The sequence below is a fragment of the Kitasatospora sp. CB01950 genome, from assembly GCF_001905465.1.
In the GTDB taxonomy this organism is placed as follows: Bacteria; Actinomycetota; Actinomycetes; order Streptomycetales; family Streptomycetaceae; genus Kitasatospora.
This window is the reverse complement of record NZ_LISX01000014.1, coordinates 143,839-154,342: the sequence shown is the minus strand read 5'-3', so window position 1 is coordinate 154,342 and position 10,504 is coordinate 143,839. Positions and strand designations below refer to the sequence as shown.

The 10,504-nt window shown below is 72.0% G+C and carries 11 protein-coding genes and 1 pseudogene; 8 read left to right on the top strand and 4 right to left on the bottom strand.

Features of this window, described 5'->3' with window-relative positions; translation table 11 throughout:
* Nucleotides 1–920 (top strand): annotated as a pseudogene (locus AMK19_RS28295) (cytochrome P450); the annotation flags it as partial.
* 163 nt (nt 921–1,083) lie between these two features.
* On the opposite strand, the gene AMK19_RS28290 reads toward AMK19_RS28295, so the two are convergent.
* Complete coding sequence (locus tag AMK19_RS28290) at nt 1,084–1,794, bottom strand: lytic polysaccharide monooxygenase (protein WP_073816652.1); 711 nt, start codon at nt 1,792–1,794, stop codon at nt 1,084–1,086.
* 378 nt (nt 1,795–2,172) lie between these two features.
* On the opposite strand from AMK19_RS28290, the gene AMK19_RS28285 reads away from it, so the two are divergent.
* On the top strand, nt 2,173–3,312 hold the full coding sequence (locus AMK19_RS28285; protein ID WP_073816650.1) for an LLM class flavin-dependent oxidoreductase: 1,140 nt from the start codon (nt 2,173–2,175) through the stop codon (nt 3,310–3,312).
* Between the two features lie 123 nt (nt 3,313–3,435).
* Here AMK19_RS28285 and AMK19_RS28280 read toward each other — a convergent pair whose 3' ends face one another.
* A complete protein-coding gene (locus AMK19_RS28280) occupies nt 3,436–4,071 on the bottom strand; it encodes a TetR/AcrR family transcriptional regulator (protein WP_073816646.1) in 636 nt (211 codons plus the stop codon).
* 82 nt (nt 4,072–4,153) lie between these two features.
* On the opposite strand from AMK19_RS28280, the gene AMK19_RS28275 reads away from it, so the two are divergent.
* Nucleotides 4,154–4,543: a Dabb family protein gene (locus tag AMK19_RS28275; RefSeq protein ID WP_073816643.1), complete on the top strand. Its 390-nt coding sequence runs from the start codon at nt 4,154–4,156 to the stop codon at nt 4,541–4,543.
* Here the strand turns inward: AMK19_RS28275 and AMK19_RS28270 are convergent.
* The gene (locus AMK19_RS28270) at nt 4,540–5,199 is read right to left on the bottom strand and encodes a class I SAM-dependent methyltransferase (protein WP_073816639.1); all 660 of its coding nucleotides are present in this window, start codon (nt 5,197–5,199) and stop codon (nt 4,540–4,542) included. The genes AMK19_RS28275 and AMK19_RS28270 overlap by 4 nt on opposite strands.
* A gap of 132 nt (nt 5,200–5,331) precedes the next feature.
* Between AMK19_RS28270 and AMK19_RS28265 the strand changes: the two genes are divergently transcribed.
* Both AMK19_RS28265 and AMK19_RS28260 read left to right on the top strand, forming a co-directional pair.
* On the top strand, nt 5,332–6,462 hold the full coding sequence (locus AMK19_RS28265) for a sensor histidine kinase (protein WP_241844629.1): 1,131 nt from the start codon (nt 5,332–5,334) through the stop codon (nt 6,460–6,462).
* Nucleotides 6,459–7,109 carry a response regulator gene (locus AMK19_RS28260; protein ID WP_073816633.1) on the top strand — a complete coding sequence of 217 codons (651 nt, stop codon included), beginning with the start codon at nt 6,459–6,461 and terminating at the stop codon, nt 7,107–7,109. Before AMK19_RS28265 ends, AMK19_RS28260 begins: the two co-directional genes overlap by 4 nt.
* 182 nt (nt 7,110–7,291) lie before the next feature.
* Here AMK19_RS28260 and AMK19_RS28255 read toward each other — a convergent pair whose 3' ends face one another.
* Nucleotides 7,292–8,689: a uracil-xanthine permease family protein gene (locus AMK19_RS28255; RefSeq protein ID WP_073816630.1), complete on the bottom strand. Its 1,398-nt coding sequence runs from the start codon at nt 8,687–8,689 to the stop codon at nt 7,292–7,294.
* Nucleotides 8,690–8,866: 177 nt separating this feature from the next.
* Here AMK19_RS28255 and AMK19_RS28250 point away from each other — a divergent pair, with 177 nt between their 5' ends.
* From AMK19_RS28250 to AMK19_RS28240, 3 genes are all read left to right on the top strand, one after another.
* On the top strand, nt 8,867–9,271 hold the full coding sequence (locus AMK19_RS28250) for a hypothetical protein (RefSeq protein ID WP_073816627.1): 405 nt from the start codon (nt 8,867–8,869) through the stop codon (nt 9,269–9,271).
* 495 nt (nt 9,272–9,766) lie between these two features.
* Complete coding sequence (locus AMK19_RS28245; protein WP_073816624.1) at nt 9,767–9,985, top strand: hypothetical protein; 219 nt, start codon at nt 9,767–9,769, stop codon at nt 9,983–9,985.
* 33 nt (nt 9,986–10,018) lie between these two features.
* Complete coding sequence (locus AMK19_RS28240; RefSeq protein WP_073816621.1) at nt 10,019–10,504, top strand: NUDIX domain-containing protein; 486 nt, start codon at nt 10,019–10,021, stop codon at nt 10,502–10,504.

Here is a 10,504-nt window from a genome sequence, read left to right as displayed (position 1 = left end):
ACCTGCCGATGCTGGTGATGACCCAACTCGTCGGCATGCCCGAGGAGTACGGCCCGCGCCTGGTCGCCGCCGCCCGCGACCTGGTCCGCGGCACCGAGACCGCCGTCGCCTCCAACGAGTACGTCGTCGAATCGCTGCGCCGCACCATGGAGCGCAAGCGCGCCGACCCCGGCTCCGACCTCGTCACCCGGCTGATGCAGCACCCCTCCGGGCTGAGTGAGGACGAGGTGCTCCAGCACCTGCGCTCGGTGCTGCTGGCCGCCAACGAGACCACCATCAACCTGATCTCCGAGACGCTGAAGATGGTCCTCACCGACCGCCGCTTCCGCGCCCACCTGTCCGGCGGCCAGATGACCCTGCCGGACGCGCTCGACCAAGTCCTTTGGGACTCCCCGCCGTTCATGCTCGTCCCCGGACGCTGGGCGACCGGTGACACCGAACTCGGCGGCCGCCACATCAAGGCCGGCGACATGCTGCTGATCGGCCTGGCCGCCGGCAACGCCGACCCGGCGGTGCGGCCCGACCTCAACAAGCCGCTGTTCGGCAACCGTTCACACCTGGCGTTCGGCAGCGGGCCGCACGAGTGCCCCGGGCAGGAGATCGGACGGGCGATCGCCGAGACCGGCATCGACATCCTGCTCACCCGGCTTCCCGACCTCCAACTCGCAGTGGAGGAAGAGAATTTGGACTGGCGTGGCAACTGGATGTCGCGGCACCTGACCGGGCTGCCGGCGCGCTTCACCCCGCGCGCGGCGCTCCAGCCGCAGGACCTGACGACCACGGCCAGCGCGCCCGTGATCTCCACCCCGGTGTCCGCGTCGCACGGCCCTGCCGCGGCCGCGCCCGGTGCGTCCGCTCCCGCCGTGCCTGCACAGCGGCGCGGCTGGTGGGCCAACCTGACGGCCAAGCTGCGGGGCTGACCTGACGCCCGCCCGGGGCCCTCCCCCACAGGGGGCCGCCGGGCGGGCGTCGGTCACTGCCGGGGGCGATCACCGCCGAGGGCGATCAGTGCCGGTGGTGAGCACGGCCGGTAGCGAGAACTGCCGGTAGTGAGAACTGCCGGTGGTATGTGCTGCCGGGGCGCTACTTGCAGGCGCCGAGGTCCTCCCAGACGCCCCACTGGCCGGTGGAGCCGGGCTGCTCGCCCTGGGTCCACCACTTGGCGCGCCAGTTGTGGCTGCCGTAGGAGGCACCGTCGCCGCTGTTGTAGACCCGCGCCGGGTCCCACGCCGCGGCCGTGCAACTGCCGTTGCCGCCACCGGGGTTGCCGCCGCCGGTGCCGCCGATGTTGACGTCGATGCAGGCGTAGAACGCGTTGTTGGTGTCGGAGACGTTCCACACCGCGAGGACCTTCTGCCGGCCCGTGTAGGAGCCGAAGTTGACCTGGTGGCTGACGTCCGCCGGGGGCTGCGCGTTGTTGCCGGAGAACTGGCCGATCAGCTGGCTGCCGATGAAGTACTGCCAGTTCGCGGTGGCGTGGCGGGCCGTCAGGTGCCAGCTGAAGGTCTGGGTGGACGAGACGTTGGTGACCTGCCAGCCCTTGGAGTCGTCGTCCAGCTCCGCGTACTCGGAGTGGCCGCCGCTGCAGCTGAACAGGCCCTTCGGGCCCTCGACGCTCTGCGGCTCGTACTTGATCTGCCCGCAGACCACGACGCCGTTGGCGCACTGCGCCTGGCGGCTGGCCGGGTCGGTGACCCAGCCGTGGGCGCTGGCGGTGCCGGCCGACAAGGTCAGACCGAGCAGCGGGGCGACCAGCGCGCCGATCGCCGCGGTCACCTTTCTGTTTGCCTTCATTGCGGTGCCTTTCCTGATGTGGGGTCAGGGCGGTCCCTCCCGGCGGGCGGTGGGGCGTGCCGGGAGGCGGTCATAGGTCTAGACCGGATGCCGAGGGAGACGATAGCGGCGTACCGGCCGGGGTCAAGGGGTCTCGCCGGCCAGGTCCGCCGAGTCCTGCGGAAACGTGGTAGCTTCCCGGCGTGCCGCAGCGAATCCTCCTGACCACCCGGGGTCACATCGACCTTCTCCGGGTGTGCTCCGCTGCCTGTCGCCGCTCCTGAGCCCCCGCTCTCCCGCTTCGCCCGTTTTTCCGCTTCCCCGTTGCTCCCCGCCCGCCGTGTGACGTTCCACGGCGCTGCGCTCCGTCTCTTTCGGCATCAGAAGAGGATCGATCCGTTGTCCGACCGTGCCCCCGTGTTCCACTGGTTCCTGCCCACCGGCGGGGACGGCCGCGACCCCGGCGGCGTCACCGCCGTACAGGGCCGCACCGGCGCCGCGACCCGGCGGCCCGCCGACGTCGGCTACCTCGCGCAGGTCGCGCAGGCCGCCGAGCAGGCCGGGTTCGTCTCGCTGCTCGCCCCCGTCGGACTGGGCTGCGTCGACCCCTGGATCCTGGCCTCCGCGCTCACCCGGCACACCAGCCGGATCGGGTTCCTGATCGCGTTCCGGGCCGGCCTGGCCAGCCCCACCCTGATCGCCCAACAGGCCGACGCGTTCCGGCGGTTCGCCGACGGGCGGATCCGGCTGAACGTGGTCACCGGCGGCGACCCCGTCGAGCAGCGCGCCTACGGCGACCACCTCGCGCACGACGAGCGCTACGCCCGCACCGACGAACTGATGGCCGTGCTGCGCGAGTTGCTCGACGGCGGACGGGTCGACCACCGGGGCGAGCACCTCCGGGTGGAGGGCGCGCAGCTGGTCGATCCGGCGGTCGGGCATCCCGTCCCGCTGTACTTCGGCGGCGCGTCGCCCGCCGCCGAACAGGTCGCCGCGCGGCAGGCCGACGTGCAACTCCTGTGGGGCGAACCGCCATCGGCGATCGGCGAGCGGATCGGACGGCTGCGCGCCCTGGCCGCCGCACAGGGCCGCACCCTGCGGTACGGGCTGCGGCTGCACGTGATCAGCCGGGACACCGCCGAGCAGGCCTGGGCGGAGGCCGACCGGATCCTCGCCGGGATCGACCCGGCGGCGGTGCGGGCCAGCCAGGCCCGGTTCGCCGCCATGGACTCCACCGGCCAGGCCCGGATGGCCGCCCTGCACGGCCACGGCACCGGCACCGGAAGGGAGTTGGTGGTCGCACCCAACCTGTGGGCCGGAATCGGGCTGGTCCGGGAGGGCGCGGGCACCGCACTGGTCGGCTCGCACGACGAGGTCGCCGCCCGGCTCGCCGAGTACCACGCGCTGGGCATCGACGAGTTCGTCCTGTCCGGCTACCCACACCTGGAGGAGGCGTACCGGGTCGGCGAGGAGGTCGTGCCCCGGGTCAACTCCCTGGTCGGTCAGGGGCTGCCGCGAAAGTCGATCAAGCCCGAGTAAGCGAACGCAGAGGAGGCCGATCGATCGGTCGACCGAGCAACGTCGGGCTCCGCCATGGCCCGAATCGCAGCGAGATCTTCGTCGGTCTTCTCAGCGTGTCCGGCAAGGTCGGCCGGACAGGCCCTAGGCGTGGTCCGAACCGTAGGCGCGGAGGAAGACCTCGACGGCCGCGTCCGCGATCGTGGCCGGGTCGGCGTCGGGTCGGTACTCCAGTGGGCCGGTGAGCAGGGCGAGGAGGTGCTCGGCGGCGAGCTCCGGGTCGCATGGGCGCAGGCGGCCGGCGAGTGCCAGGCGGGCCAGGCGGTCGGCGAGTGCGGACCGGATGCGCAGGGTCGTGCGCTCGCGTACGCTCGCCGCCAGGTCGGGGAACCGTCCCGCCTCGGCAATGGCCAACTGTCTTACTGCGAAAGCTTCTTCGTCATGGTAGGCGCGCGAGAGCCGGCGAATCGGGACCCCGAGTCCGGCGCGTGGGTCACCGTCCGTCGCGACCTCCCGCAGTTGCTCGACGATGGCGACGCATCGCGCGCCCACCCGGTCGGCGGCGGACTCCACGGCCTCGCGGTAGAGGCTCTCCTTGTCGTGCAGATGGTTGTAGACGGTCGGTTTCGCGACGCCCGCCTCCTGTGCGACCTCCTGCACGCACGTCTGTGCGTAGCCGCGCCGCGCAAACAGCGCGAACGCGCCGTCCAGGATCGCCTGCCGTCGATCGTCACGCCCACGGGCCTTGCGCCCGTTGCCGGTTGACACTTCTGAACCCATGGGTTCAGTCTAATGGTGAACCAGCTGGATCAATCTTCTGAACCGATCGGTTCAGTCGGATGAGAGAAGGGGTGGGGCGGGCGTGATCGTTCACATGCTGCGTTTCGCGTTCAAGGAGACCGCGACCGAGGAGGAGCGCGAGCGCGTGCTCGCGGTGATGCGGCGTACGGCCTCGGTGGAGTCGGTGTCGTTCTCGACGGTGGGCCAGAACCTGGACAGCACCGACGACTTCACCCATGCCTACTGCGTGGGAATCGCCGACCTACCGGCCCTGCGGCGCTACATGCACGACCCGGTCCATCTGGCCGGCGACCCGGAGATCATGCCGCACCTGGCCAGGATCGCCATCGGCCCGGATCTGTCCGACGACATGACTCCCACGCTCGCCCGGGAGATCCTCGCCCTGCACGACGAGAAGGTCTCGCTCCACCCGGAGTGGGCCGCCGAACTCGGCCCGCTGCTGGCGGCCTAGCGGGCCGTGGGGTGGAGCTGCCAGACGCGGGCCGGGGGGAGGTTCGCCCAGACCGTGCGGGAGGCGGTGCGGCCGGAGCGGAGGTGGGTGGCGAGGGCGCGTTCGGCTGCCGCGTGGCGGTGCAGTTCCGCGCGGGTGGCGAACAGGGCCCGGGCGCGCCGGGTGCCCAGGTAGGCGAACCAGGTCAAGGTGCCGCCCGGGTGGAGCAGTTCGAGGTAGCGGGCCATGATGCGGTCGACCTGGGCGGGCGTGAAGTTGGTCAGCGGCAGGCCGGAGACGATCACGTCGTAGCGGCGGTCGGTGGCCAGCTCCTCCACGTAGGCCCGGTGCACCGTCACGCGGTCCTCGCAGTGCTGCGCGGCCACCAGGTCGCGCAGCCCGGCGGCGAAGCGCGGATTGGCCTCCACCACGTCCAGCCTTGCGCCGCGCGGCAGTTGGGGCAGCAGGACGCGGGTGACGGCGCCGGTGCCCGCACCGGCCTCCAGGACGTCGATCGGGTGCGGGGCGCGGGCCCGCACCGGGGCGGTCAGCGCCTGGGCGAGGGCCCGGCTGCTGGGGGCGACCGCGCCGGTGGTGCGCAGGTCGCGGACGGCTTCACGGAGGAACGCCCAACCGTCGGCCCGGGGCCGCGGCGGGGGAGTGGTCTGCTCGGTCATGGCTTCGACGCTAGGAAGCGCGCGAGTCCCGTTGATCCGTCGTCCGGCGGCCGTGTGCACCTACCAAAGTCGGGGGTGGATACGGCCGTTCGTCGATTTCGCGGGCCGGGAAGGCTGCCTAGCATGGACGGCGTGACGTGGTGGCGGAGCCCGGTGTGGGCGACCTTGGGGCGGGCGCTGGTGCTGGCGTTCCTGGTCACGGCGATTCGCCGCAACAGCGGGCAACTGGGGGACGGGCGGGAGCAGTTGGCGGTCACGGTGGCGGCGGTGCTGTGTGCACTGTCGTTGACGGTTCCTCAACTGCGGTTGTCGGTCGCACCGTTGCTGGCGGTGGGGGTAACGGCGTGCTGGGGCTGGCTGGTGGATCTGCTGCTGGCCGTGGTGATGTTCGACCTGGCGGTCGCCCGCCGCACCCGGTTCGCGCTGCTGTGCGCGGGGCTCGCGCTGGTGGGGAACCTGGCGGGGGTGCGGGCCGCGTCGGTGTGGGTCGGGCAGCGGTGGCTGTCCACGCTGACGGTGCTGCTGTTCGGGCTGGTGCTGGGCCTGTGGCAGGGCAACCGGCGACGGCTGGTGCAGACCCTGGCCGGGCAGGTCGAGCAACTGCGGGTGGAGACCCGGCTCCGCGAGGACGCGGCGCGGGCCGCCGAGAGGTCCCGGATCGCCGCCGAGATGCACGACGTCCTCGCCCACCGGCTCAGCCTGATCGCGCTGCACACCGGAGTCCTCGCCACCCGGGGCGCGACGCTGCCCGGCCCGGTCGCCGATCGGCTGGCCGTGCTTCGGGCCACCTCGGTCGAGGCGCTCACCGACCTGCGCGAGGTGCTCGGCGCGCTCCACGATCCGCAGGCGGCGCCCGCCGATGCGCCCGCGGTCCGGGAGGTCGCCGCGCTGGTGGCGGACGCCCGGGACGCCGGGCAGCAGGTCGCGCTGACCGTCACCGGGCGGGCGGCGGACGCGCCGACCACGCACCGGCTGGCGGCGTACCGGATCGTCCAGGAAGCGCTGACCAACGCCCGCAAACACGCGGACGGTTCCCCGGTGGACGTCCGGGTCGACTACCGGCCGCCCGCCACCCTGGTGGAGGTCACCAACGGCGCGGGCACCGCCGCGACCGTCGCCGTCGACTCCGGCTACGGCCTGGTCGGCCTCCGCGAACGTGTGACCGCCCTCGGCGGCCACCTCGACGCCGGCCCGGCCGGCACCGGCTCCTGGCGGCTCGCGGCCAGGCTTCCGCACCCGGCTCCGAAGGACGGTCGCGCATGATTCGCACGCTGGTGGTCGACGACGACGCGTTGGTGCGTCTCGGGCTGACGGACCTGCTCGACGGGGACCCCGGGATCGAGGTGGTGGCGCAGGCCGCGGACGGGATTCAGGCGATCGAGCGGGCAAGCGCTTTCCGCATCGACGTCGCGTTGGTCGATGTCCGTATGCCGCGGATGGACGGGATCACCGCCACCGCCCGGCTGCGCGCGCTGCCGGAGCCGCCGCGGGTGATCACGCTGACGACCTTCGACCTCGACCGGTACGTCTACGACGCGCTCGCGGCCGGTGCGGACGGGTTTCTGCTGAAGGACACCGATCCGGCGGAGATCCTGCGGGCCGTCCACCTGGTCGCGGCCGGCTCGGCGATGCTGCACCCGGCCGCCGCGCGCCGCGTCATCGACCGGTACCACGCCACCGGCCGTACGGCCGCGAGCGCCGCCCGGGCGCGGTTGGAGCGGCTGACCCCGCGCGAACGTGATGTGTTGGCGCTGCTCGCGGAGGGTCGGGCCAACGCCGACATCGCGCAGCGGCTGGCGATGCGGGAGAGCACCGTGAAGGCGCACGTCAGCCGGATTCTGACGGCGCTCGGTGTCAGCAACCGGGTCCAGGCCGCCCTGCTGGCGAGGGACGCGGGCCTGGCGGGCTGACCGCGACCGGAGCCCGGGCACCCGTTACCTGTGGGCGGCGCGAAGTTCGGCCGCGTCGTCGAACGCCGCCGACAGCAGGTGCTCCAGCACGCTGCGTCCGGCAGGGTTCGACGGGCAGGGTTCGACGGGCAGGGTTCGACGGGCAGGGTTCAACAAGCGGGGTTCGACGGACGGGCGTCGGCTCAGCTCTCGGGCTTGCTGTCGTCGTAGGTGCTGGTGCCCTCGTCGAGCAGCGGGCCGTTGGCCGGGCCGGGGTGCTTGAGGTGCTCCGGGGCCATCGCCCGCAGGGCGTGGTAGCCGGTCAGGACGATCAGGGTGCCGAGGGCGATGCCGCCGAGCTCGAAGTTGTCGGTGATCTTCAGGTTGACGTTGCCGATGCCGACGATGACGCCCGCCGCGACCGGGACGAGGTTCAGCGGGTTGGTCAGGTCCACCTTGTTGTGGATCCAGATCTGCGCGCCGAGCAGGCCGATCATGCCGTACAGGACGACCGTGATGCCGCCGAGCACACCGCCCGGGATGGCCGCGATCACCGCGCCGAACTTCGGGCAGAGGCCGAACAGGATCGCGAAGCCGGCCGCGCACCAGTACGCCGCCGTCGAGTAGACGCGGGTCGCCGCCATGACGCCGATGTTCTCCGCGTACGTGGTGGTGGCCGGGCCGCCGACCGCCGTGGACAGCACGGTCGCCGCGCCGTCCGCCATGATCGCGGTGCCCATCTTGTCGTCCAGCTTGTCACCGGTCATCTCGGAGACCGCCTTCACGTGACCGGCGTTCTCGGCGATCAGCGCGACCACCACGGGCAGCGCCACCAGGATCGCGGACAGCGAGAAGCTCGGGGCGTGCAGCGACGGCAGGCCGATCCAGTCCGCCTTGCCGACACCCGAGAAGTCCAGCCGCCAGTGGTCGACGGCCGCGCCGCCGCCGATCGGCGAGTGGATCTGGCCGAAGATCCGGTCGAACAGGAAGGACACCACGTAGCCGAAGACCAGACCCAGGAAGATCGCGATCCGCGACCAGAACCCGCGCAGCACCACCAGGGCCAGCCCCGTGAAGAACATCGTCAGCAGCGCCACCCACTGGTCCTGCGGCCAGTACGTGCCGGCCGCGACCGGCGCCAGGTTGAAGCCGATCAGCATGACCACCGCGCCGGTGACGATCGGCGGCAGCACCGCGTGGATCACCTTCGAGCCGAAGCCCTGCACCACCGCACCGCACGCCGCCAGCACCGCACCGACCACCAGCAGCGAACCGGTCAGCGTCGCCGCGTCCCCGCCCTGCGCCTTGATCACGGCCGCCACACCGACGAACGACAGGCTGGAGCCCAGGTACGACGGGATCCGGCCGCTGGTCACCAGCAGGAAGAAGATCGTCGCGACACCGGAGACCATCACCGCCAGGTTCGGGTCCAGTCCCATAAGGATCGGGGCAACGAAAGTGGCCCCAAACATGGCCACGACATGCTGCGCGCCCAGCCCGATCGTGCGGCCCCACGACAGCCGCTCGTCCGGCTTCACCACCGCCCCGGGCTGCGGGGCGCGGCCGTCCCCGTGCAGCTTCCACCCGAACGCGACCTTCATGTCCCTGCCTCGTCTCTGTGCTCTGCCGTGCGAAACCCTGGTGGGCGACCATGCAACCGGTCGCGACATGATCTCCTATCGCTCCCACCGCCCTGACCTCGGGGGATCACCCGACCGGCGGTATCGCAGAACCCACCGTCCCCGGTTACCCACCGTCGCTGAAGGCGGCAGTGAACAGTGGGGGTCGGCATCGCCGACGGCACCCGCGCGCTGACCGTCGCCGGCCGCTGGAGCGAGGCGCTGCGCCACATCGAGGAGCACCGCGGCATCGGGCTGCGCATCCTCGACGGCCGCCAGGTCGCGGTACTGGCCGTCACCTTCACCGGCGACCTGCCCGCCGCCTTCGCGCTGCTGGAGGAGACCGAACCGGGCGACCCGTGGGAGGACGCCGTCACCACCGCGCTCTGCCGTTCCGACGACCAGTGCGCCGCCGGGCGCGCGATCGACCACTGCCTCGCCTTCGAACCCGAAGGGGATGGCCGTGTTCACCACCCGCCTCGCCCTCACCGCCGTCGACGCGGCCGGCCCCGACACGGCCGCAGCCCGAAACCTCCTCGTACAGCTGACCAGCCGAACGGGTGAATCCGGTGACGGCTGCGCCCTGTGCGATCTCCTCACCCGCGACGGCACCCGCAGCCACCTCGAACCGGGTCTGCGGCAGGCGCTCGAACGGGCGCTCGTCGTCTGCGCATTGGACTCCGGCGCCCTGCCCGGGCCCCTCCGCGGCCGACCGGACGAATCCCTGGACCGGGCAGGGAGGGTGCTCGAAATGTCCCTGTTCGACCCAGGCTCGCCCGGTGGAAATCCGTTTGAGCGACGCGTTCGAACAGGACCATCATCAGTCGTCTCCCTGCACGTGAGGCCATCCAACTCGACCGCCTGACAGTGCACTTGATGCGCTCGGGAGTCGACGAGAGCTTCACGTGCCCGAAATGCAGCCGTGCCCGGAGGAGCCTCGTGAACAGCCCGACCTTCAGCGCCCGGACCCGTCCTCCCCACCGGGGAGGAACGCATGAGCGCCGACTTCGAGCGCAGCCAGGTCGAGGAGTCGGTGCGCCGCGACCTCATGGGGTCACGATGCAGCTCACCCCACACCGACCCGACCTGCGTGCGGTGTTCGCCTCCGGGTACGGGCATGAACTCGGCGCCGAGGAGCGCTCGGCGTGCCGGGCGTGGGCCGCGATCGACTGCCCCGCCGCCCTGCGCCGGGCCCTGGACCACCACCGGGACGAGGAGGTCATCGGCTACGCCCGCACCGTGCTCGACCTGCTGCGCCACCCGAACCCCGTCGCGTGAACACCCCCTTCGTCACTACCGGTTGGAGTCCCTGTGCAGTCCCTGCGCCAGACCGTGTGCGTCATCGTCCACGACGAGAAAGCGGGCAAGGTCGCCTGCGTCCACTACGCCAACGATTCCTGGTCCACGGTGCCCGCCTGGACCGTCCCCGGCGGCAAGGTCGAGGAGGGCGAGCGCCTGGACGAGGCCGCCGCCCGTGAGCTGCACGAAGAGTCGGGCCTGGTCGTCGCCCCCGAGGACTTGCGGCTGGTCCACACCATCCAGGTCAAGGCCGGGTGGGACGGCAAGGGCCCGTTCCTCCTCTCGGTCTTCGCCGCGACCTCGTGGCAGGGCGAGCTGACGAACACGGAGCCGGACAAGCACCTTGCCGTCCTGTGGATGGACGCCGCCGCGCTGCCCACCCCGATGTTCCCCACCTCGCACGCCGCCCTCACCGCCTACCTCGCCGGCGACGGGCGCGGGTTCTCCACCTACGGCTGGGGCGCCTCGGAGGACCTGCGCGCCCTGGTCGGGGCCTGA